At 60.6% G+C, this 21,649-nt stretch carries 19 protein-coding genes; 3 read left to right on the forward strand and 16 right to left on the reverse strand.

The window, feature by feature from the left end; all coding sequences use genetic code 11:
• Nucleotides 1-213: 213 nt before the first annotated feature.
• The 3 genes from PMI23_RS02255 to PMI23_RS02265 all read left to right on the forward strand — a co-directional run bounded on the left by PMI23_RS02255 (nucleotide 214) and on the right by PMI23_RS02265 (nucleotide 3,582).
• Nucleotides 214-435 carry a hypothetical protein gene (locus tag PMI23_RS02255; protein ID WP_007916980.1) on the forward strand — a complete coding sequence of 74 codons (222 nt, stop codon included), beginning with the start codon at nucleotides 214-216 and terminating at the stop codon, nucleotides 433-435.
• A gap of 197 nt (nucleotides 436-632) precedes the next feature.
• Entirely contained in the window at nucleotides 633-1,949 is a 1,317-nt protein-coding gene (locus PMI23_RS02260) for an OprD family porin (protein ID WP_042704873.1), read from the forward strand.
• A 124-nt stretch (nucleotides 1,950-2,073) separates the two neighbouring features.
• The gene (locus PMI23_RS02265; protein ID WP_007916982.1) at nucleotides 2,074-3,582 is read left to right on the forward strand and encodes a sensor domain-containing diguanylate cyclase; all 1,509 of its coding nucleotides are present in this window, start codon (nucleotides 2,074-2,076) and stop codon (nucleotides 3,580-3,582) included.
• A 202-nt stretch (nucleotides 3,583-3,784) separates the two neighbouring features.
• On the opposite strand, the gene lpxC is transcribed toward PMI23_RS02265, so the two are convergent.
• The 16 genes from lpxC to mraZ all read right to left on the reverse strand — a co-directional run bounded on the left by lpxC (nucleotide 3,785) and on the right by mraZ (nucleotide 21,588).
• On the reverse strand, nucleotides 3,785-4,696 hold the full coding sequence (gene lpxC, locus PMI23_RS02270) for a UDP-3-O-acyl-N-acetylglucosamine deacetylase (protein ID WP_007916984.1): 912 nt from the start codon (nucleotides 4,694-4,696) through the stop codon (nucleotides 3,785-3,787).
• Between the two features lie 112 nt (nucleotides 4,697-4,808).
• The gene (gene ftsZ, locus PMI23_RS02275; protein ID WP_007916986.1) at nucleotides 4,809-6,005 is read right to left on the reverse strand and encodes a cell division protein FtsZ; all 1,197 of its coding nucleotides are present in this window, start codon (nucleotides 6,003-6,005) and stop codon (nucleotides 4,809-4,811) included.
• 68 nt (nucleotides 6,006-6,073) lie between these two features.
• Nucleotides 6,074-7,333 (reverse strand): cell division protein FtsA, encoded by a 1,260-nt coding sequence (ftsA, locus tag PMI23_RS02280; RefSeq protein WP_007916987.1) that lies wholly within the window; start codon nucleotides 7,331-7,333, stop codon nucleotides 6,074-6,076.
• Between the two features lie 15 nt (nucleotides 7,334-7,348).
• Nucleotides 7,349-8,215, reverse strand: a complete 867-nt coding sequence (locus PMI23_RS02285; RefSeq protein WP_007916989.1) for a cell division protein FtsQ/DivIB — start codon at nucleotides 8,213-8,215, stop codon at nucleotides 7,349-7,351.
• 4 nt (nucleotides 8,216-8,219) lie between these two features.
• On the reverse strand, nucleotides 8,220-9,179 hold the full coding sequence (locus PMI23_RS02290; protein ID WP_007916991.1) for a D-alanine--D-alanine ligase: 960 nt from the start codon (nucleotides 9,177-9,179) through the stop codon (nucleotides 8,220-8,222).
• The gene (gene murC, locus PMI23_RS02295) at nucleotides 9,176-10,636 is read right to left on the reverse strand and encodes a UDP-N-acetylmuramate--L-alanine ligase (protein WP_007916992.1); all 1,461 of its coding nucleotides are present in this window, start codon (nucleotides 10,634-10,636) and stop codon (nucleotides 9,176-9,178) included. Before murC ends, PMI23_RS02290 begins: the two co-directional genes overlap by 4 nt.
• Nucleotides 10,629-11,699, reverse strand: a complete 1,071-nt coding sequence (murG, locus tag PMI23_RS02300) for an undecaprenyldiphospho-muramoylpentapeptide beta-N-acetylglucosaminyltransferase (RefSeq protein WP_007916994.1) — start codon at nucleotides 11,697-11,699, stop codon at nucleotides 10,629-10,631. The genes murC and murG overlap by 8 nt, the downstream gene beginning before the upstream one ends.
• Nucleotides 11,689-12,906, reverse strand: coding sequence for a putative lipid II flippase FtsW (ftsW, locus tag PMI23_RS02305; protein WP_007916996.1), 1,218 nt, complete (start codon nucleotides 12,904-12,906; stop codon nucleotides 11,689-11,691). Before ftsW ends, murG begins: the two co-directional genes overlap by 11 nt.
• Nucleotides 12,903-14,249: a UDP-N-acetylmuramoyl-L-alanine--D-glutamate ligase gene (murD, locus tag PMI23_RS02310; protein ID WP_007916998.1), complete on the reverse strand. Its 1,347-nt coding sequence runs from the start codon at nucleotides 14,247-14,249 to the stop codon at nucleotides 12,903-12,905. The genes ftsW and murD overlap by 4 nt, the downstream gene beginning before the upstream one ends.
• Before the next feature lie 5 nt (nucleotides 14,250-14,254).
• Nucleotides 14,255-15,337: a phospho-N-acetylmuramoyl-pentapeptide-transferase gene (gene mraY / locus PMI23_RS02315; protein WP_007917000.1), complete on the reverse strand. Its 1,083-nt coding sequence runs from the start codon at nucleotides 15,335-15,337 to the stop codon at nucleotides 14,255-14,257.
• Nucleotides 15,337-16,704 (reverse strand): UDP-N-acetylmuramoyl-tripeptide--D-alanyl-D-alanine ligase, encoded by a 1,368-nt coding sequence (locus PMI23_RS02320; protein WP_007917002.1) that lies wholly within the window; start codon nucleotides 16,702-16,704, stop codon nucleotides 15,337-15,339. Before PMI23_RS02320 ends, mraY begins: the two co-directional genes overlap by 1 nt.
• Entirely contained in the window at nucleotides 16,697-18,160 is a 1,464-nt protein-coding gene (locus PMI23_RS02325; RefSeq protein WP_007917005.1) for a UDP-N-acetylmuramoyl-L-alanyl-D-glutamate--2,6-diaminopimelate ligase, read from the reverse strand. Before PMI23_RS02325 ends, PMI23_RS02320 begins: the two co-directional genes overlap by 8 nt.
• Nucleotides 18,160-19,899 carry a peptidoglycan D,D-transpeptidase FtsI family protein gene (locus PMI23_RS02330; protein WP_174245137.1) on the reverse strand — a complete coding sequence of 580 codons (1,740 nt, stop codon included), beginning with the start codon at nucleotides 19,897-19,899 and terminating at the stop codon, nucleotides 18,160-18,162. The genes PMI23_RS02325 and PMI23_RS02330 overlap by 1 nt, the downstream gene beginning before the upstream one ends.
• Nucleotides 19,899-20,192 carry a cell division protein FtsL gene (ftsL, locus tag PMI23_RS02335; RefSeq protein WP_007917008.1) on the reverse strand — a complete coding sequence of 98 codons (294 nt, stop codon included), beginning with the start codon at nucleotides 20,190-20,192 and terminating at the stop codon, nucleotides 19,899-19,901. The genes PMI23_RS02330 and ftsL overlap by 1 nt, the downstream gene beginning before the upstream one ends.
• Nucleotides 20,189-21,136, reverse strand: coding sequence for a 16S rRNA (cytosine(1402)-N(4))-methyltransferase RsmH (rsmH, locus tag PMI23_RS02340; RefSeq protein WP_007917010.1), 948 nt, complete (start codon nucleotides 21,134-21,136; stop codon nucleotides 20,189-20,191). Before rsmH ends, ftsL begins: the two co-directional genes overlap by 4 nt.
• Complete coding sequence (mraZ, locus tag PMI23_RS02345) at nucleotides 21,133-21,588, reverse strand: division/cell wall cluster transcriptional repressor MraZ (protein ID WP_007917012.1); 456 nt, start codon at nucleotides 21,586-21,588, stop codon at nucleotides 21,133-21,135. The genes rsmH and mraZ overlap by 4 nt, the downstream gene beginning before the upstream one ends.
• Between the last annotated feature and the right edge of the window lie 61 nt (nucleotides 21,589-21,649).

Below are 21,649 nucleotides of genomic sequence, written 5' to 3' on the forward strand. Positions count from 1 at the left end.
CGGATTCTGAAAAGCCCCGGATCGGCTCCCTTTCCCCCTCGCCCCCTTGGGGGAGAGGGCTGGGGTGAGGGGGTTGCCCTTGGCCGCGCCGCGATCTTCGACTTTTACCTCCCGCGCAACAGTCATTTATGAAAATCACGCTGTTTCCCAACGCCCGGCGACTTTATCTTTGCCCGCACCAAACAGCACTCGCCAAGCGAGAAGGTTTTCAAGATGTCCAACAGTATGGGTATTGCCAGCGCGTTCGTTTTGTCCTCATTGATCCTGTCGCCGATGGCGATGGCTGAAGAATCGCAGTCGTTCGTGGCGCACAATGTCGCTCGCGCTCAGGCCTTCGATCAGCATCAGGCCGAAGTGATGGCCAAGGCTCAGGACGCCTCGCAAGCCCCGCAGGCTGCCACTTCCCAGACTCAAGCAAGCGAGAAAGACAGCTGAGGCGCGCTTCGCGCCAACGTTTCCCTCGACGCGGTTGTTTGGCTCTTCCCGTTCAACCGTCGTCATTCCAGGCCGCTGCCTTTCAGCGGCCTTTTTTCGTTGTGGTCTGAAAGCCGTTTGGTTCGTCTGTAACAACAAGAAACATCGAGCGCCTCAAAATATAGAGGCGCCAGTTGACCCAAGGAGCTCCATTGCACGTGCGTTACCCAGTCCGCTTCACCCCGCTGTTCATTGCAATTGCCGCAACGATTGCCCCTGCCGCCCACGCCGACGAGCCTGCCAAAGAAGGCTTTGTCGAGGGTTCGAGCCTCAACCTCAACGCCCGCAACTACTACATGAATCGCAACCGCTTGCAGAAAGCGGACGACAACATCGAGTGGGGCCAAGGCTTTCTTGGGGTGTTCAAATCGGGTTACACCGAAGGCACGGTCGGTTTCGGCATTGACGCCCACGCCATGCTCGGGTTGAAGCTGGATGGCGGTGGCGGCACGGACGGGTCGAGCATCCTGCCGGTCCGAGAGAATGGCGGCAAAGCGCCGGGTTCGTTCTCCACGGCGGGCGGCACGTTGAAAATGCGCGCGTTCGATACCGAATTGAAGGCCGGAGACCTGTTCCTCACCAACCCGGTCATCGCCGGCGGTGAAACGCGCATGCTGCCGCAGACTTTCCGTGGTGTGAGCCTGACCAACCACAGCCTCGACGGCTGGCTGATCGAAGGTGGCCAGGCCAGTTTTACCAAGCCTTACAACCAAAGCGGTCACACGCGCATCGGCACTTCCTACGGCACCCTTGCCGACGGCGATGAGAGCCAGCACCTGAACTGGGCCGGTGTGGCCTGGAGCGGCGTCGAAGGTCTGACCAGCAGTCTTTACGCCTCCGAGCTGAAGGACATCTGGAACCAGTACTACTACGACCTGGATTACACCTGGCAGTTGAACGATCTGGTCAGCCTCAACCCGGGCCTGCATTTCTATCACACGCAAGACACCGGTGATGCGCTGCTGGGCAACATCGACAACAACACCTACAGCCTGCATTTCACCGTTGGCGTCGGTAATCACAGCGTTACCGCCGCGTATCAGCGGGTCAACGGCAACACGCCGTTCGACTACATCAGCCAGGGTGACAGCGTTTATCTGGATAACTCGCAACAGTACTCCGACTTCAACGGTCCGAACGAGCGCTCGTGGAAGCTCAAGTACGCCTATGACTTCGCCGGTGTCGGCGTGCCGGGTCTGACCTCGTCTGTGTCCTACTCGCGCGGCACTGTCGACCTGACCAAAGTTGACCCCGACAGCAAAGGCTATTCCAACTGGTACAGCGCCGATGGCCGCAACGCCAAGCATTGGGAACGCGATCTCGACTTGAAGTACGTGGTGCAGAGCGGTCAGGCCAAGGATCTGGCGGTGCACCTGCAATGGGCGACCAACCGTGGCGGCAACGGTTACGGCGTGATTGATTCGGATACAGATGAATACCGCGTGATCATCGACTACCCGATCAACGTCTTCTAAGATCGGCGCCACAGCACAGTCTTGAAGTCCAGGCTCGCTCCCACATTAGGAATGGTTTCTGGCTTCGGCTGTGGTGTTTGGCCTACTACGCTTATAAGACCTTCCCCCAACCGACAGCCCAATCATGATCGCGAGCCGTACCCCACCCGTTGCGGGCAAGACCGGACGCCCCGAGCTGCTGCTGATCTGCGGCAGTTTGCTGACAGTGATCGCGATTCTGTGCATCGTCACGTTCCTGCTGATCCGCGAGCACGCCAATGCTCGGGAATCGGCGACCCGCAGTGCCACCACCATTGCGCAACTGATCGACGCCGATGTGCTGCGCACCGTCGAGCTGTACGACTTGACCCTGCAAGGCCTGATCGCCGCCGCCCAGCGCGATGACCTGCAAGATGTCTCACCGCAGATCCGCCATCTGGCGCTGTTCGACCGCTCGACCACGGCACGCTTCAAGGGCGATATTCTGCTGCTCGACAAGCATGGGGATGTGATTGCCGATTCTTCGCGAATCGAGCCAAAACCGGGTAATTTTGCCGACCGCGATTACTTCCTCGCCCACGCCTTCAATCGCGACATCGGCATGTTCATCAGCCGTCCGTTCAAGACCCGTTGCGACTGCGACGAGGCCAATCAGTGGCGAATCAGTTTCAGTCGCCGGATCTCCTCGCAAACCGGTGAGTTCGCTGGTGTGGCCGTGGCGTCGATGAAACTCGACTACTTCGACCAATTGTTCAACAGCCTCGACATTGGCAAAGACAGCACGCTGAACATCATCAACAGTGACGGCGTCCTGCTCGCACAGAAGCCTTATCTGCAAAGTGATTCCATCGGCAAAAGCTTCGGCAACCGGCCGAATGTCGTGCGCATCCTCGGCGACAAGGACGGCAGCGGCAGTTTCACCAGCACCTCGAGCATGGATCATCAGCAGCGCCTCTATACCTATTCGCGGGTTGGCAATTTGCCGTTGACGGTGATGGTTGCGCTGTCCAGCGATCAAGTGTTCGGCACCTGGCGGCGCACCGCGATTCTGATCAGCGGTGCCACGGGTGTGTTGTGCGTGGGTCTGTTGTGGCTGACCTGGCTGTTGGCCCGCGAATTACGCTTGCGCCAGCGTGCCGAGCGCGAGCTGGCGCAACTGGCTGCTACCGATGCGCTGACGGGCGTGGCCAATCGGCGAATGCTCGATCAGGCACTGCGTCATGAGTGGTTCCGCGCCCAGCGCTCGGGCAAACCGATGTCGGTGATGATGATCGATGCCGATCACTTCAAGGCTTTCAATGATCGACATGGGCATCAGGCCGGGGATCAGGCGTTGAAGACGCTGGCCAAGGTCATCACGGACAATGTGCGGCGACCGGCGGATTTGGTCGCGCGTTATGGCGGGGAGGAGTTTTCGGTGATTCTCGCCGAGACCGACGGTCATGGCGCGCAGCAGATTGCCGAGCATATTCGTCAGGCGGTGGAGCAATTGCCATTGGTCGATGGGGCTGAGCGGCCGATGACCGTGAGTATTGGCATTGCGACATGGACGGCGGCGAGCGAGATGACGCTGGAACAGTTGCTGTTTGCGGCGGACAAGGCGTTGTATCAGGCCAAGGAAGGTGGGCGTAACCGGGTGGTGGTGGCTGCCTGATAGATGTATTGGCTTCACCGGCCCTATCGCTGGCAAGCCAGCTCCCACAGGGATTTGTGATGTGCTGCAGATTTGTGATTCACAAAGAAACCTGTGGGAGCTGGCTTGCCAGCGATAGGGCCAGATCAGGCACCAGAGAAATTGCAGGCATAAAAAAAGGCCATCCGAGGATGGCCTTCAAAAAACTAGAGAGGTTTTTTACTTACACCGCCGCAACCGGGCGCATGTAAGAGATTGGTGCGGTGCTGGCGTCTTCGAACGTCACCACTTCCCAAGCATCTGTCTGCTCAATCAACTTGCGCAGCAGCTGGTTGTTCAGTGCATGACCGGACTTGAAGCCTTTGAACTCACCAATCAGGCTGTTGCCCAGCAGGTACAGGTCGCCAATGGCATCGAGGATCTTGTGCTTCACGAATTCGTCTTCATAGCGAAGGCCGTCTTCGTTCAACACGCCATCGGCATCGACCACGATTGCGTTTTCAACGCTGCCGCCGAGTGCGAGGTTGTGCTTGCGCAGGTACTCGATATCACTCATGAAACCGAAGGTACGGGCGCGGCTGACTTCTTTTACGAACGAAGTGCTGGAAAAATCCACGCTTGCACTTTGGGTGCGGTCCCGGAATACCGGGTGATCGAAATCGATCTCGAAGCTCACCTTGAACCCTTCGAAAGGGACGAAAGTGGCGCGCTTGTCGCCGTCTTCCACTGTCACTTCACGCAGGATACGGATGAATTTCTTGGCGGCGTCCTGTTCTTCCAGGCCTGCCGATTGAATCAGGAATACGAAGGGTCCAGCGCTGCCATCCATGATCGGGACTTCGGACGCGGAGAGCTCGACGTAGGCGTTATCGATGCCCAGGCCAGCCATGGCCGAGAGCAAGTGCTCTACCGTGTCCACTTTCACGTCGCCGTTGATCAGCGTCGTCGACATAGTGGTTTCACCGACGTTTTCCGCGCGGGCAGGAATCTGCACCACAGGGTCGAGGTCAGCGCGACAAAACACAATGCCAGTGTCGACAGGCGCAGGCTTGAGGGTCAGATAGACCTTCTCACCGGAGTGCAGGCCTACACCTGTGGCACGGATAATATTTTTCAGTGTGCGTTGTTTAATCATGGCTTGGGCCGCTTCAGCGCAAATTGCGAACTGGTATCAACAAAGGCTGGCGATGATAGCAGACCATGCCTTTGCTGAACACCAATCACCTTCATAGCCCTGATACATTCCATCAATCGGCCTGACGACGCAGGAAAGCCGGGATGTCCAGGTAGTCCAGATCATCTTGCGGATTCATCTTCGCGGCAGCCGCAGCACCGGCCTGAGCCTGGTTGCGCATGACGGTCGGACGGTCCAGATCACGGTAGTTCACCGCTGGCGCTTCCTGACGGGCCGCAGCCGGTTGTTGCACCTGGGCAGAAGCCATGGAGGTGTGAACGGTGTTGTCGATAACCTTTACAGGCTTCTCGATTTTCGCGCCCAGACCGGTGGCAACCACAGTCACGTGCAGTTCGTCGCGCATGTCCGGATCGATAACGGTACCGACCTTGACCATCGCGTGCTCGGAAGCGAAGGCTTCGATGATGCTACCCACGTCGGAGTACTCACCCAGGGACAGGTCAGGACCGGCGGTGATGTTCACCAGGATGCCGCGTGCGCCTTGCAGGTTCACGTCTTCCAGTAGCGGGTTGCGGATGGCCGCTTCAGTGGCTTCACGTGCACGGTTCGGACCGCTGGCGCAGCCAGTGCCCATCATCGCCATGCCCATTTCGCTCATTACGGTACGTACGTCGGCGAAGTCGACGTTGATCATGCCCGGACGCTTGATGATGTCGGAGATACCGCGAACGGCACCGGCCAGTACATCGTCAGCCTTGGCGAAAGCCGACAGCAAGCTGGCGTCTTTACCGAGGATGGTCAGCAGCTTCTCGTTAGGGATGGTGATCAACGAGTCGACGCTTTCCGAAAGCATGCGGATGCCTTCATCGGCGATCTGCATACGCTTGCGGCCTTCGAACGGGAACGGACGCGTTACTACCGCAACGGTCAGAATGCCCATTTCCTTGGCCACTTCGGCGATGATCGGCGCAGCACCGGTACCGGTACCGCCGCCCATGCCAGTGGTGATGAACACCATGTTGGTGCCCTGCAGGACTTCGGCAATGCGCTCACGGTCTTCGAGAGCGGCCTGACGACCTACTTCAGGGTTGGCGCCGGCGCCCAGACCTTTGGTCACGCCGGTGCCCAGTTGCAGAATGGTGCGCGCGCCGATGTTTTTCAGCGCTTGAGCATCAGTGTTGGCGCAGATGAACTCAACGCCTTCGATGTTGCTCTTGACCATGTGATTGACAGCGTTGCCGCCGCCACCGCCAACACCGATAACTTTGATTACCGGGCTTGCGGGGATGTTGTCTACGAGTTCGAACATTTTCCCTCTCCTTACATTCTCTAGTTTTTTCGCCTACTGCATTTTTGTTGCGGTGTTGCGGTAAAGCTTTAGAAGTTGCCTTGAACCCACTTCTTCAATCGGTCCAGCAACGGCGCCTGTGGCTCTTCGTTGCTGTAGCTGTCGCGGCTGCCGATGCCGGAGAACGAAACCCCGTCGGACTGCTTTTGCAGGCCGTACATCAACAAACCAACGCCAGTGGAATAAATCGGGTTGCGCACCACGTCATCCAGACCTTTCACGCCATGCGGTACGCCGAGGCGGACCGGCATGTGGAAGATTTCTTCGGCCAGTTCAGTGGCGCCTTCCATCTTCGACGTACCGCCGGTGAGGACGATGCCGGCCGGGATCAGGTCTTCGTAGCCGCTGCGACGCAGCTCGGCCTGGATCAGGGTGAACAGTTCGTCGTAACGCGGCTCGACCACTTCGGCCAGGGCCTGACGCGACAGTTCGCGCGGTGGACGATCGCCAACACTCGGCACCTTGATGGTTTCACCGGCACCGGCCAGTTTGGCCAGGGCGCAGGCGTAGCGGATCTTGATCTCTTCGGCGTACTGGGTCGGGGTGCGCAACGCCATGGCGATGTCGTTGGTCACCTGATCACCGGCAATCGGGATCACTGCGGTGTGGCGGATCGCGCCTTCAGTAAAGATCGCGATGTCAGTGGTGCCGCCGCCGATGTCGACCAGGCACACGCCGAGTTCTTTCTCGTCGTCGGTCAGCACCGAGTAGGCCGAGGCCAGTTGCTCGAGAATGATGTCGTCGATTTCCAGACCGCAGCGACGCACGCATTTTTCAATGTTTTGTGCAGCGTTGACGGCGCAGGTGACCACGTGAACCTTGGCTTCCAGACGTACGCCGGACATGCCCAGAGGCTCGCGTACGCCTTCCTGGTTATCGATCACGTAATCCTGCGGCAGGGTGTGCAGCACGCGCTGGTCAGCCGGGATAGCTACAGCCTGAGCGGCGTCGAGCACGCGCTCAAGGTCAGCCGAGCTGACTTCACGATCACGGATCGCGACGATGCCGTGGGAGTTCAGGCTGCGGATGTGATTGCCCGCCACGCCGACGAACGCCGAGTGAATGCGGCAGCCCGCCATCAGTTGGGCCTCTTCGATCGCGCGCTGGATCGATTGCACGGTGGACTCGATGTTGACCACCACGCCCTTCTTCAGGCCACGGGACGGATGGGTACCGATCCCGACGATTTCCAGCGAGCCGTCGTCGGAGACCTCGCCGACCAGCGCCACCACCTTGGAGGTGCCGATATCGAGACCGACGATCATTTTGCCGCTTTGCACGTTTGCCATGGGTCCTGCCTCTTCTTAATTCTTTGCGACAGCGGGTTGGGCTGTCGTCGGCGCTACTGGTTCCCGCCAGCCAACAGCGAGGCCGTTGGCGTAGCGCAGATCGATGCGCGCAATGTTCGTAATCTGGTCTTTAAGCGTCTTGTCATAGATGGCGATAAAGCGGCGCATCTTTTCCACCAGGTTGCCGCGTCCCAGCAGCAACTCGATGCCGGGGCCGGAACTGCCGGCACCGGTGGTCAGGAACCAACTCCCGCGTTCACGCAATTCCAGGCGCGCAATCGAGAAGCCCAACGGCCGCAGCATCTGGCTCAGCACCTGATACTGCTGCATGACTTGCTGCTGAGCCCGTTGTGGGCCGAACAGCTGTGGCAGGTGTTCGTAATTCGCCAGTTCCTTGGGCGTAAACGCCTGGCCCTGGTTGTTCAGCAACGACTCGTCGCCCCAACGCGCCACCGGCAATTGTTCTTCGAGGCGGATCACCACCTGGTCCGGCCACACCCGACGTACTTCGGCGTGGGCGATCCACGGCATCTGCTCAAGCTCGGTGCGCATACCGGCCAGGTCGATGGTGAAGAAGCTCGACGCCACATACGGGGCGATCCGCTGCTGCACCGCTTGCTGGCTGATGTAGCTCAGGTCGCCCTGCACGGCGATCTTGGTGATCGGCCGGTCGGCGTACGGCAGCAAACGCGTCGCGCCTTCGTAAGTGCCAAAGCCCAGCACCACCAACAGCACTGGCCAGAACAGACTTTTCAGAAAGCTGAAATTGGCTTTCGGCAGGCGCGCGGACATCGGCTCTTTCGCCACCATTCGGCTGGCACCCCGTGGCACCGGCTTGCGGCCGGGTGCGGGAGGCTGATGTCGGAGCTGAGCGCCTTGCATCGTCTTAACCTCGAGCGTCTTCAACACTGGCGGCCAGAATGGCCAGAACCAGTTGCTGGAAATCCAGGCCAGCCGCGCGGGCCGCCATCGGCACCAGACTGTGATCGGTCATGCCCGGTGCGGTGTTCACTTCCAGGAACCAGAACTGCCCGTCGGCGTCCTGCATCACGTCCGCCCTGCCCCAGCCGGCAATACCCAGCGCCTCACAGGCCTTGGCCGTGAGATCCATGAGTTCTTGCTCCTTGACGGCATCCAGCCCGCACGGAATGCGGTACTGGGTATCGTTGGCGATGTACTTGGCGTCGTAGTCGTAGAACGTGTGCGGTGTACCCAGGGCAATAGGAGGCAACACCTGGTCACGCAGGGTGGCGATGGTGAACTCCGGACCTTGAATCCATTGCTCAACCAAGACTTGCGAATCGTAGGTACTGGCCGCTTTCCATGCGTCGATCAACTCGGACGCAGAACTCACTTTGGCCATCCCGATACTTGAACCTTCATGCGCCGGTTTGACGATCAAAGGGAAGCCCAGTTCCGTCGCCGCCGAAATACAATCGGCTTCGCTGCACAGCACGGCGTGACGCGGCGTCGGAATCCCGAGGCTGTGCCAGACCTGCTTGGTGCGCAGTTTGTCCATCGCCAGTGCCGAGGCCAGAATGCCGCTGCCGGTGTACGGAATGCCCGCCACTTCGAGCAGGCCCTGCATGGAGCCGTCTTCACCGCCACGGCCGTGAAGAATGATGAAGGCGCGGTCGATCTTTTCGCTGAGCAGACGTTGCAGAATGTCGTCGCCAACGTCGATGCCGAACGCGTCCACGCCAGCACTTTGCAGCGCTTCAAGTACGGCGTTACCGGATTTCAGCGAAACCTCACGCTCGGCACTCAGCCCGCCGAAGAGCACGGCGACGCGGCCGAAGTCTTTTGGCGCGATGGTGGAGAACAGGTTGGCGTAGGCAGCAGTCATTTCAACTTCCCCTCGACCGACGCCGCCACGGCGCCAGCAAACAATTCACTTTTCAACAGCTTCGGCGCGAGACCGCCGATATCACCAGCGCCCTGACACAGCAGGATGTCACCGGCACGCAGCAGCGGCTTGACCAGCGGCGCCAGATCGACGCCACGCTCGATGTAGATCGGGTCGAGCTGACCGCGCTGGCGGATGCTGTTGCACAGCTTGCGGCTGTCAGCGCCCGGGATCGGCTCTTCGCCGGCCGGATAGACTTCCATCAGCAGCAGCACGTTGGCGTCGGCCAGTACATTGACGAAGTCGTCGTACAGGTCGCGGGTGCGGCTGTAGCGATGCGGTTGATACACCATCACCAGACGGCGCTCCGGCCAGCCACCGCGCACGGCTTTGATCACTGCAGCGACTTCGGTCGGGTGGTGACCGTAGTCATCGACCAGCATCACGTTGCCGCCGTCCACTGGCAGTTCGCCGTAGACCTGGAAGCGTCGACCCACGCCCTGGAAGCCAGAGAGGCCCTGAACGATGGCTTCATCGCTGACGCCTTCGTCGGTGGCGATGCAAATTGTCGCCAGCGAGTTGAGGACGTTGTGGTTGCCGGGCATGTTCACCGACACGTCCAGCGGTTCACGATCCGGGCGCAGCACGGTGAAGAACGTCTGCATGCCTTGCTGGCGAATATTGATCGCGCGCACGTCAGCGTCTTCGCTGAAGCCGTAGGTCACGGTCGGACGTTTCACCAGCGGCAGGATTTCGCGCACCACCGGATCGTCCAGGCACATCACTGCCAAGCCGTAGAACGGCAGGTTGTGCAGGAACTCGACGAAGGTTTTCTTCAGTTTGTTGAAGTCACCGTCGTAGGTCGCCATGTGGTCGGCGTCGATGTTGGTGACCACGGCCACCAGCGGTTGCAGATGCAGAAAACTCGCATCGCTTTCATCGGCTTCGGCGATCAGGTAACGGCTGGTGCCGAGCTGGGCATTGGTGCCCGCGGCATTCAGACGACCACCGATGACGAACGTCGGGTCCAGACCACCAGCGGCGAACACCGAAGCGATCAGGCTGGTGGTGGTGGTTTTGCCGTGCGTACCGGCGACAGCGATGCCGTGGCGATAGCGCATCAGTTCCGCAAGCATTTCGGCACGCGGTACAACCGGAATGCGGCGCTCAAGCGCAGTCGCGACTTCCGGGTTCGAGGTATTTACCGCGCTAGACACCACCAGCACATCGGCGGTCGCAGCGTTCTCGGCACGGTGGCCAATGAAAATCTGCGCGCCGAACGATTCCAGACGCTCGGTCACCGGCGAAGCTTTCAGGTCGGAACCGGACACTTGGTAGCCCAGGTTCAACAACACTTCGGCAATACCGCACATGCCCACGCCGCCGATGCCGACGAAGTGGATGCGACGGATGCGGCGCATTTCCGGTTGCGGCATGGCTTTCTGATTCTCAACCATGGGCCACCTCCAGACAGGTATCGACCACGCTACGGGTGGCATCGGGTTTCGCCAGACGGCGGGCCGCTTGGGCCATATCTTCGAGTCGTTGCGGTTGCATCAAGACCTCTGTCAGGCGCGCGGCAAGGTCCGCGGCACCAGTCGTTCTTTGCGGCATCAGGAAGGCAGCGCCTTCGCGGGCCAAATAATCGGCGTTGCGGGTCTGGTGATCGTCGATCGCGTGGGGCAAAGGCACCAGCATCGAGGGCAGACCGGCGGCAGCCAGCTCACTGATGGTCAACGCGCCTGCGCGACACACCACCAGGTCAGCCCAGCCATAGGCCTGGGCCATGTCTTTGATGAACGGCTGCACCTGCGCTTCCACGCCGGCGGCGCGGTAACGCTCTGCAGTCACTTCATCGTGGTTTTTGCCAGCCTGATGAAACACTTCCGGGCGCAAATCGGCAGCGACTTGGGCCAGGGCTTCAGGCAGCAACTTGTTCAACGGTTCTGCGCCAAGGCTTCCGCCGAGGATCAGCAAACGCGCTTTGCGACCGGCCAGGGCAGGTCGCGATGTATCGAGGAACAGCTCGCTGCGCACCGGATTTCCGGTGGTACGGCGGGTGTCCGACAGAGTAAAGGTGTCGGGGAACGCTTCACACACCCGGGCGGCGAACGGCACCAGCAACCGATTGGCGGTGCCGGCCACGGCGTTCTGCTCGTGAACGATCACCGGCACACCGGCCAGTTTCGCGGCGAGGCCACCGGGACCGGTCACATAACCACCGAAGCCGACCACACACACCGGCTTCAAGCGACGAATGATTGCCCGCGCCTGCCACACCGATTTGAGCAGCATGAACGGCGCCTTGAGCAGCGACAGCTTGCCCTTGCCGCGCAGGCCGGTAGCGTTGATGCGGTGCAGTTCAAGACCTGCCGCCGGCACCAGTTCGTTCTCGATCCCGCGTGGCGTGCCGAGCCAGTGCACGGTGTAGCCGCGCGCCTGAAACTCGCGGGCACAGGCCAGCGCCGGGAACACGTGACCGCCGGTGCCGCCGGCCATGATCAATACGTTAGCGCCCATGATTCGGCTCCTCGGCGAAGTCGCTCTCATGGAATTCCATCTCTTCACTGCCCAGATGGGTTCGACTCTCCCACTCGATCCTCAGCAACAAGCCGAGACAGGCACAGCAGATCACCAACGAACTGCCGCCATAACTGAGGAACGGCAAGGTCAGGCCCTTGGTTGGCAGCAGGCCGACGTTCACACCGATGTTGATCAGGAACTGACCAATCCACAGGAACGACAGACCGTAAGCCACATACGCGGCAAAGAACTGCTTGGCTTTCTCCGCCCACAAGCCGATGTACATGCCGCGAATACACACGAACACGAACAGCGCGACGGTGCACAGCGAACCCACGGCGCCGAGCTCTTCAGCCAGTACCGAGAACACGAAGTCAGTGTGCGCTTCCGGCAGGTAGAACTGCTTCTGCACGCTGTTGCCCAGACCGACGCCCAGCCATTCACCGCGACCGAACGCGATCAACGCTTGCGACAACTGATAGCCGGCGCCGAACTGGTCAGCCCACGGGTCGGCGAAGTTGGTCAGACGCGCCATACGATATGGCTGCATCTGAATCAGCAAGACCACGGCCCCGACCGCCAACACCACCATCAGCGAGAAGCGGAACAGTCCGACCCCGCCGAGGAACAGCATGGCCGCCGCAGCACCCATCATTACTACGGTGGCCCCGAAGTCCGGTTCCATCAGCAACAGACCGGCCATCGGCAGCAGCACGATGAACGGCTTGAAGAAGCCCATCCAGCTTTCACGCACCTCTTTCTGGCGACGCACCAGATAACCGGCGAGGTAGATCACCACGAACACTTTGGCGATCTCGGAAGGCTGCACGTTGAAGAAGCTGAAACCGATCCAGCGCATCGAACCGTTCACTTCGCGACCGATGCCGGGAATGATCACCATCACCAGCAAGCCGAACGCACCGATCAGCATCAGCCAGCCGAGACGTTGCCAGGTGGCGATCGGAATCATCATGGTGACGATGCACGCGCCCAGACCCAGCACCACATAAATAAGGTGGCGAATCATGTAATACAGCGGACTGCCCGACTGCGCGGCTGCCACTTCGGTGGACGCCGAGGCGATCATGATCAAACCGAGACCGAGCAGCGCCAGGCAACCGGCGAGCATCGGGAAATCGAGGTCGATACCGCGCCCGGTGATGATCGGCGACGGATACGGTTTGATGATATTGCGCAGGCTCATGCCAGATCCTCCACAGCGCGGACGAACTGGTGACCACGGTCTTCGTAATTCTTGAACATGTCGAAACTGGCACAGGCCGGCGACAGCAGCACGACGTCACCCGGCCGGGCGGCGGCGCGGCATTGCGCAACGGCGTCGACCAGTGAGGTCGCGCGAATCAGCGGCACGGCATCACCGATTGCCGCACCGATCTTGTCGGAGTCGCGGCCCATCAGGATCACGGCGCGGCAGTTGGCCGCCACTGGATCACGCAGATCGTTGAATTCGGCACCCTTGCCATCACCACCGGCGATCAGGATGACCTTACCGTTGATGTCCGTGCCGAGGCCTTCGATGGCCGCCAGTGCGGCGCCAACGTTGGTCGCTTTGGAATCGTTGTAATACGCCACGCCATCGAGATCACGCACCCACTGGCAGCGATGTTCGAGGCCGGCGAAGGTGCGCAGCGCCGAGAGCATGGCGTCGAACGGCAAGCCCACGGCGTGACCGAGCGCCAGCGCCGCGAGGGCGTTGGACTGGTTGTGTGCACCGCGAATCTTCAATTCACGCACTGGCATCAGATTCTGGAATTCGAAGGCCAGGTACTTCTCGCCATCTTCTTCGCGGATACCGAATGCCTTGAAATCCGGTTTGCTCAGACCGAAGGTCCAGCACGGCTGGCCCTCACCCATCAACGGACGAGTCAGCGCATCCTGGCGGTTGACCACGAACTGCTTGGCACCACGGAAAATCCGGTGCTTGGCCAAGTGGTACGCCGGTAGACCGCTGTAGCGATCCATGTGGTCTTCGCTGATGTTCAGCACGGTGGCCACTTCGGCATTGAGCTGGTCGGTGGTTTCCAGTTGGAAACTCGACAGCTCCATGACGTACAGCTCGACATCGTCGCTGAGCAGATCCAGCGCCGGAGTGCCAAGGTTGCCGCCGACGGCGACACGCTTGCCGGCCGCAGCCGCCATCTCGCCGACCAGGGTGGTGACGGTGCTTTTCGCGTTGGAACCGCTGATGGCCACGATCGGCGCCCGCGCGTTACGCGCGAACAGCTCGATGTCGCCGGACAGTTTCACGCCACGGGCCGCAGCGGCTTGCAGGGCCGGGGTCGCCAGCGCCAGGCCGGGGCTCACGTAGAGCTCGTCGGCACGGCACAGGAATTCGACGTCCAGCTCGCCACAACGCACTTCCACGTGCGGATAGTCACGCTTGAGCGTGGCCAGTTCCGGTGGATTTTCCCGCGTGTCCGCCACGGCAAACGACGTGCCCCGGTTCGCCAGGAAGCGAACCAGGGACATGCCGCTCTTGCCGAGGCCGACAACGATGCGGAAGTGGTCAGAAGCGATCAGAGACACTCGTTCTACCTCAGCTTCAGGGTGGCAAGGCCGATCAGCACGAGAATCACGGTGATGATCCAGAAACGGACGATCACGCGCGGCTCGGGCCAGCCCTTGAGTTCAAAATGGTGGTGGATCGGTGCCATGCGGAACACACGGCGACCGGTCAGCTTAAAGGACGCAACCTGAATGACGACTGACAGGGTTTCCATCACGAACACGCCGCCCATGATGAACAGGACGATTTCCTGACGGACGATCACCGCGATGGTGCCCAGCGCCGCGCCGAGTGCCAGGGCACCGACGTCGCCCATGAACACTTGCGCCGGATAGGTGTTGAACCACAGGAAGCCGAGACCGGCACCGATCAGCGCGCCGCAGAACACGATCAGTTCGCCCGCGCCCGGCACGTAAGGGATCAACAGGTATTCAGCGAATTTCACGTTACCCGACAGGTAGCAGAAGATGCCGAGGCCACCACCGACCATCACGGTCGGCATGATTGCCAGGCCATCGAGGCCGTCAGTCAGGTTGACCGCGTTGCTCGAGCCGACGATCACAAAGTAGGTCAGCACGATGAAACCGAGGCCCAGCGGAATGCTGTAGTCCTTGAGCATCGGCAGAATCAGCGTGGTTTCCACCGGGGTGGACGCAGTCATATAAAGGAAGATCGCCGCGCCGAGGCCAAACACCGACTGCCAGAAATACTTCCAGCGGCTCGGCAGACCACGCGAGTTCTTCTCGATGACTTTGCGGTAATCGTCGACCCAGCCGATGGCGCCGAACAACAGAGTCACCAACAAAACAGTCCAGACGTAGCGGTTGCTCAGGTCAGCCCAAAGCAGAGTGCTGACGCCGATCGAAGACAGAATCAGTGCGCCGCCCATGGTCGGTGTACCCGACTTGGACAGGTGCGATTGCGGGCCATCATTACGAACGGACTGACCGATCTGACGGTTCTGCAAAGTGCGGATCATCCACGGGCCATAGCACAGCGACAAAACCAGCGCGGTCAGCACACCGAGAATCCCGCGCAGGGTCAGGTACTGAAAGACCGCGAAGCCTTTGTAGAACTGTTGCAGATACTCCGCTAGCAGCAGCAGCATTAATGTTTCTCCAGACTGGACCCGCACAGAGCCGCAACGATGTTTTCCATCGCTGCACTGCGCGAACCCTTGATCAAAATGGTGGTGTTTGTGTCCTGCTCGGCGTCGAGGGCCTGAATCAGTTCGGCTTGCGTGCCGAAGTGATGCGCCTGTTCACCGAAAGCGTTTACGGCGTGAACCATGTTTGGCCCGACGGCATAAAGCGCGGAAACCTTGCCCCGGGCGTACTCGCCCACGTCGCGGTGCCCCTGCTCCGCCCAATCGCCCAACTCGCCGATATCTCCGAGCACCAGGACGGTGCGGCCGGAAAAGCCGGCGAGTATATCAACGGCCGCGCACATCGAGGTGGGGTTTGCGTTGTAAGTGTCATCGATCACGCGCATACCGTTTTTCGCCAGTTGCGCGACGGTGCGACCCTTGACCGGTTGCACGGCGCCAAGCCCGGTGGCGATGCCGAACAGCGACACGCCCAGGGCGTGAGCGGCAGCGGCGGCGGCCATGGAGTTGGCGACGTTATGCGTGCCGAGCAGGTTCAGTTGAACGCGCTCGACACCTTCAGGTGTGTGCAGATTGAAGGCCGGGCAACCACGGGCATCGGTGCTCAGATCGCTGGCGTAAAAGTCCGCGTGCGTGTTGCTCAAGGCAAAAGTCAGCACTTTGCGCGCGCCCGCACGGGTCTTCCAGATACCGAAAGCCTTGTCATCGAGGTTGAGCACGGCGACGCCATCGGCCGCCAGCCCGTCGATGATTTCGCCTTTGGCTTCGACGATTTTTTCCGGCCCGCCGAACTCACCAACATGCGCGGTGCCGGCATTGTTGAGGATCGCCACGTGCGGCTTGGTCAGGCCAACGGTGTAAGCGATTTCGCCCAGACGCGAGGCGCCCAGTTCAATGACGGCCGAAGTGTGTTCCGGGGCCAGTTCGAGCAGGGTCAGCGGCGCGCCGAGGTCGTTGTTCAGATTGCCACGGGTCGCCAGTACCGGACCGCGGGTGCGCAGGATGCTCGCGAGCATTTCCTTGACCGTGGTCTTGCCGCTGGAACCGGTGATCGCTGCGACTGGCTGAGTGAACGCGGCACGGTTCAGCGCGCCCAACTGGCCGAGGGCCTGACGGGTGTCTTTGACCAGCAGTTGCGGCAAGGTGCTGTCGGCGACTTCACGCTCGACCAGCGCAGCAACGGCGCCTTTGCCAGCGACATCGTTCAAATAGTCATGACCGTCGAATCGCGGGCCGGTCAACGCAATAAACAGTTGGCCTGGCTGGATCGCACGGCTGTCGATGCTGACGCCGTCGAAACTGGCATCAGCAGCGATCAAACGTGCATCGAGTGCGTTGGTCAGTTCGCTGAGTTTCAAGGCCTTAAGCATGGGCCACCTCCCACGCCGTCAGGGCGTGATCAGCCTCGACCAGATCGGAGAAAGCGTGGCGCTCGCCGTTGATTTCCTGATAGTCCTCGTGACCTTTACCGGCCAGAACAATCACGTCATCGGCCGAAGCGCCGGCAATCAGTTGCGCAATCGCCTGACCACGGCCGGCGACAAAGGTGACTTTATCCACAGCCGTGAAACCGGCGCGGATGTCATCGAAAATCACTGCTGGATCTTCAGTACGCGGGTTGTCGTCGGTGACCAGCACCTGATCGGCCAGACGCTCGACCACTTCAGCCATCAACGGACGCTTGCCGCGATCACGGTCACCGCCGCAGCCGAACAGACACAGCAGTTGACCTTTGACGTGCGGGCGCAATGCAGTGAGGACTTTTTCCAGCGCATCCGGGGTGTGGGCGTAATCGACCACCACCAAAGGCTGCGTACCGCCACCCAGACGCTGCATGCGCCCGGCCGGGCCTTCGAGCTTCGGCAGTACTTTGAGAATTTCGTCGAGCGCGTAATCCAGACCGAGCAAGGCACCGACCGCAGCCAGTACGTTGCTCAGGTTGAACCGGCCGAGCAACGTGCTGCGCAGATGATGTTCGCCCTGCGGCGTCACCAGTGTGGCGCGCACGCCGTGGTCATCGAACTGCGCTTCGCGGCAATATAGATAGGCGCTGCTGTCGAGCAGGCTGTAGGTGATCAGGCGCGATTCGCGTTTTTCAGCGGCCAGTTGCCGGCCGAAATCGTCGTCGAGGTTGACCACGCGGCACTTCAGATCATTCCAGGCGAACAGCTTGGCCTTGGCCTCGGCGTACGCCTGCATGGTGCCGTGATAGTCCAGGTGGTCGCGGGACAGGTTGGTCATCACCGCGACGTCGAACGCCAGCGCAGTGACGCGGCCCTGATCCAGACCGTGGGACGAGACTTCCATGGCCACGGCTTTGGCGCCGGCCTTTTTCAGGTCGCCCAACGTTGCTTGCACGGCGATCGGATTCGGCGTGGTGTGCAGACCGCTTTGCAGTGCGCCATAGAAGCCGGAACCCAAGGTCCCAACGATGCCGCAATGCTGACCGAGCAGATCCAGCGCCTGCGCAACCAATTGGGTCACGCTGGTTTTGCCGTTGGTGCCGGTCACGCCGATCAAGTTCAGGTGATGACTTGGCTCACCGTAAAAACGCCCGGCGATGTCCGACAGCTGCGCCGCCAGGCCTTTGACCGGAATCAGCGGCACGTCGGTGATCGGCAGCACGGTGGCACCTTCAACTTCATACGCTACAGCCGCCGCGCCGCGTTGCAAGGCATCGGCGATGTGCGCACGGCCATCGAATTTGCCGCCGGGCACGGCGAGGAACAAATCGCCCGCGCGTACGTTGCGGCTGTCCAGCGCCAATTCACGGATCAACAGATCGTGGCCGGCGTGGGGGAATATCTTGTTCAGACTTAATGACATCAGCCGCGCCCTCCATTGGCTTTCAGCGGAACGACCGGGGTAGCGTTGGCTTGTTGCGTCGTCGGCAGATTGTCCGGCGTAACGTTCATCAGACGCAGGGTGCCGGACATCACACGGCTGAACACCGGCGCGGAAACCAGACCACCGAAGTAACCGGCCTTGGACGGTTCATCAATCACGACAACGATGGCGTAACGCGGATCGCTCATCGGACCGAAACCGGCGAACAGCGAGCGGTAAGAGTTTTCCGCATAGCCCTTGGTGCCCACCGAGGTCTTACGCGCAGTACCCGACTTGCCCGCCACGTGATACGCCGGCACCTGCGCACGGAACACGCCGCGCGGCGCTTCGATCACCTGGGTAAGCATGCCTTGCAGGGTTTTCGCGACGGCTTCCGGCAGCACCTGCGTGGTCTGCGGTGGCTTGTCGGTTTTGATCAGGGTCAGCGGCGCGAGACGACCGTTGTTGGCCAGCGCCGAGAACGCGTGGACGAGTTGAATCGCGGTCACGGAAATACCGTAGCCGTAAGACAAGGTTGCGGTTTCAGCCTTGCGCCAATCGCGGTAGTTCGGCAGGTTGCCGACACGTTCGCCCGGGAAGCCAAGGCCGGTGTCCTGGCCTAGGCCTACTTTCTGCGCGAGGCGGAAAATCGTTTCGCCGCCGATATCGAACGCGACCTTACTCATGCCGACGTTACTGGAATTGATCAGGATGCCGGTCAGGTCGAGCACCGGACCTTCGCTCTTGGAGACGTCCTTGATGGTGTATTTGCCGATCTGCAGGGAGCCCGGATACACCTCGACGGTGTCGCTCGGTTTCCAGCGGCCGGTTTCGATTGCGGCAGCCATCGAGATGGCTTTCATGGTCGAACCCGGTTCGAACACGTCGATCATCGCGCGGTTACGCATCATCGCCGGTTGCAGGTTGCGGCGGTTGTTCGGGTTGTAGGTCGGCTGGTTGACCATGGCCAGAATCTCGCCGGTCTTGACGTCCATGATCACCAGACTGCCGGCCTTGGCGCCGTTCTCGATGATCGCGTTACGCAGCTCGCGGTTGGCCAGATATTGCAGGCGCAGGTCAATGGACAACGCCAAGGGCTTGCCGGCCTTGGCGTTTTTGGTGACCTGGACATCCTTGATCAGCCGTCCGCGCCGATCCTTGATGACCTGTCGTTTGCCCGGCACCCCGGCGAGCCATTCGTCATAAGCCAGTTCGACACCTTCGCGACCGTGGTCGTCGATGTCGGTAAACCCGACCATGTGTGCGGTGACTTCACCGGCCGGATAGAACCGGCGGAATTCTTCGATGCCATAAACGCCCGGCACTTTCAGGTCGAGCACAGCCTGGCCTTGCTCGGGGGTCAGCCCGCGCACCAGATAAATGAATTCTTTGTTGGCTTGGGCTTCGAGGCGTTCGGTCAGGGCTTTCGGGTCCTGACCCAGCGCGGCGGCGAGTGCCGGCCACTTCTCTTTCGCCGTTTGCATTTCCTTGGCGTTGGCCCACAGCGTGGTCACCGGGGTACTCACGGCCAAAGGCTCGCCGTTACGGTCGGTGATCAGACCACGGTGAGCCGGAATCGGAATGTGACGCAGGCTGCGCGCATCGCCCTGACCTTTGAGGAAGTCACGGTCAACCACTTGCAGGTCGATGATGCGCCAGCAGATCGCCGCGACCATGATGCCAAGCAGCGCCACCATCAGGCGGAAGCGCCATGGGAACAGTGCGCCTTCGAGTTTCATCATGGCGCCACCATCTTCACGTCAGCCGCGCCGGGGATGTGCATTTTCAATTGTTCGGTGGCCAGCACTTCGATGCGGCTGTGCGCGGTCCAGGTGCTCTGTTCAAGAATCAGACGACCCCACTCGGCCTGCGCCTTGTCGCGCACGCTGAGTTCGTTGTAAAGGGTGTTGAGCAACTGCCGGTTCCAGTGCGCGCTGTACGACACGGCGATGGCCGACACGAGCACGCCGATAAACAGCAGCAGCATCAGAAAGCTGCCGCCGGGCAGTGGCTTGGCGAAAAGCTTGCTCACCGCAATTTCTCCGCGACGCGCATGACGGCGCTACGGGAACGTGGGTTGGCTTTGAGTTCGGCGTCGGAGGCCGTCTGCGCTTTGCCATGGACTTTGATTTTCGGTTCGAACGCGACATGGCGAACCGGCAGGTTGCGCGGCAGGTTGTCGGCTTCGCCTTTCACCAGCTTGCGCATGAACAGTTTGACGATGCGGTCTTCCAGCGAGTGGAAGCTGATCACGACCAGACGGCCGCCAACTTCCAGAGCGTCCAGTGCGGCTTCGAGGCCGGCTTCCAGATCACCCAGTTCGTTGTTGACGTGAATGCGCAAACCCTGGAATGCACGGGTGGCCGGGTTCTTGCCCTTTTCCCACGCCGGGTTGGCGACTTTCAACACTTCAGCCAGATCGGCGGTGCGCTCGAACGGCTTGATATCGCGACGTTCGGCGACCGCGCGAGCCATGCGACCGGAGAATCGCTCTTCGCCGTATTCCTTGAACACCCGGGCGATTTCCTCAGCCGGCGCGGTGTTGACAAACTCGGCAGCGCTGATGCCACGGGATGGGTCCATGCGCATGTCGAGCGGGCCGTCGTTGAGGAAACTGAAGCCGCGCTCGGCGTCGTCGAGCTGCGGCGAAGACACGCCGAGGTCGAGCAGAATACCGCTGACCTTGCCGCTCAGACCCTGTTCGGCAACCACTGAACCGAGCTCGGCAAAGCTGCGCTGCACAACGACAAAGCGGCCGTCTTCGGCCGCTAGCGTTTGCCCGGTGGCAATCGCTTGTGGATCTTTGTCGAATCCGATGAGCCGACCGTCCGTGCCGAGCTGGCTGAGGATCAGCCGGCTGTGGCCGCCGCGCCCGAACGTGCCGTCCAGATAGCAGCCATCAGGACGTACGGCGAGAGCCTCGACGGCTTCGTCAAGCAGTACGGTGATGTGGTTAAAGCCGCTATCAATAGTCACAGGATCAAATCACGCAGTTCATCAGGCATCGCGCCCGGTTGTTGAATGGCAGCAAGGTCAGCGGCAGATACCGCGTTCCATGCATCCTCGTCCCACAATTGGAACTTGTTCAGTTGGCCTACCAGCATCGCGCGCTTATCCAACTTGGCGTATTCGCGCAGACGCGGTGGAACCAGAAAACGACCACTGCCATCGAGCTCGAGGTCGACGGCGTTGCCAATCAATAAACGCTGCAAGCGACGGTTCTCTTCGCGAAGCGAAGGGAGTGCGCGCAACTTGGTTTCAATAATTTCCCACTCGTCGAGCGGATAGACACACAGACACGGATCAACGGCATCAATGGTCACGATCAATTGGCCGGAACTGCGCGAATCGAGCTCGTCACGGTACCGGCTCGGCATAGCGAGACGGCCCTTTGCGTCGAGACTGATAGCGTTAGCTCCGCGAAACACGTCTGCGTTTCTCCAATTTTTATCGTTTTGAGCTCAAAAAACCCACTTCATGCCACTTTCC

This window comes from Pseudomonas sp. GM24 (assembly GCF_000282235.1).
Taxonomy (GTDB): Bacteria; Pseudomonadota; Gammaproteobacteria; order Pseudomonadales; family Pseudomonadaceae; genus Aquipseudomonas.

Bases quoted from the DNA above. Each gene is read 5' to 3' on its own strand.
- PMI23_RS02255 (WP_007916980.1), top strand. From the start codon at position 214: ATGTCCAACAGTATGGGTATTGCCAGCGCGTTCGTTTTGTCCTCATTG.
- PMI23_RS02265 (WP_007916982.1), top strand. From the start codon at position 2,074: ATGATCGCGAGCCGTACCCCACCCGTTGCGGGCAAGACCGGACGCCCC.
- lpxC (WP_007916984.1), bottom strand. From the start codon at position 4,696: ATGATTAAACAACGCACACTGAAAAATATTATCCGTGCCACAGGTGTA.
- ftsZ (WP_007916986.1), bottom strand. From the start codon at position 6,005: ATGTTCGAACTCGTAGACAACATCCCCGCAAGCCCGGTAATCAAAGTT.
- ftsA (WP_007916987.1), bottom strand. From the start codon at position 7,333: ATGGCAAACGTGCAAAGCGGCAAAATGATCGTCGGTCTCGATATCGGC.
- PMI23_RS02285 (WP_007916989.1), bottom strand. From the start codon at position 8,215: ATGCAAGGCGCTCAGCTCCGACATCAGCCTCCCGCACCCGGCCGCAAG.
- PMI23_RS02290 (WP_007916991.1), bottom strand. From the start codon at position 9,179: ATGACTGCTGCCTACGCCAACCTGTTCTCCACCATCGCGCCAAAAGAC.
- murC (WP_007916992.1), bottom strand. From the start codon at position 10,636: ATGGTTGAGAATCAGAAAGCCATGCCGCAACCGGAAATGCGCCGCATC.
- murG (WP_007916994.1), bottom strand. From the start codon at position 11,699: ATGGGCGCTAACGTATTGATCATGGCCGGCGGCACCGGCGGTCACGTG.
- ftsW (WP_007916996.1), bottom strand. From the start codon at position 12,906: ATGAGCCTGCGCAATATCATCAAACCGTATCCGTCGCCGATCATCACC.
- mraY (WP_007917000.1), bottom strand. From the start codon at position 15,337: ATGCTGCTGCTGCTAGCGGAGTATCTGCAACAGTTCTACAAAGGCTTC.
- PMI23_RS02320 (WP_007917002.1), bottom strand. From the start codon at position 16,704: ATGCTTAAGGCCTTGAAACTCAGCGAACTGACCAACGCACTCGATGCA.
- PMI23_RS02325 (WP_007917005.1), bottom strand. From the start codon at position 18,160: ATGTCATTAAGTCTGAACAAGATATTCCCCCACGCCGGCCACGATCTG.
- PMI23_RS02330 (WP_174245137.1), bottom strand. From the start codon at position 19,899: ATGAAACTCGAAGGCGCACTGTTCCCATGGCGCTTCCGCCTGATGGTG.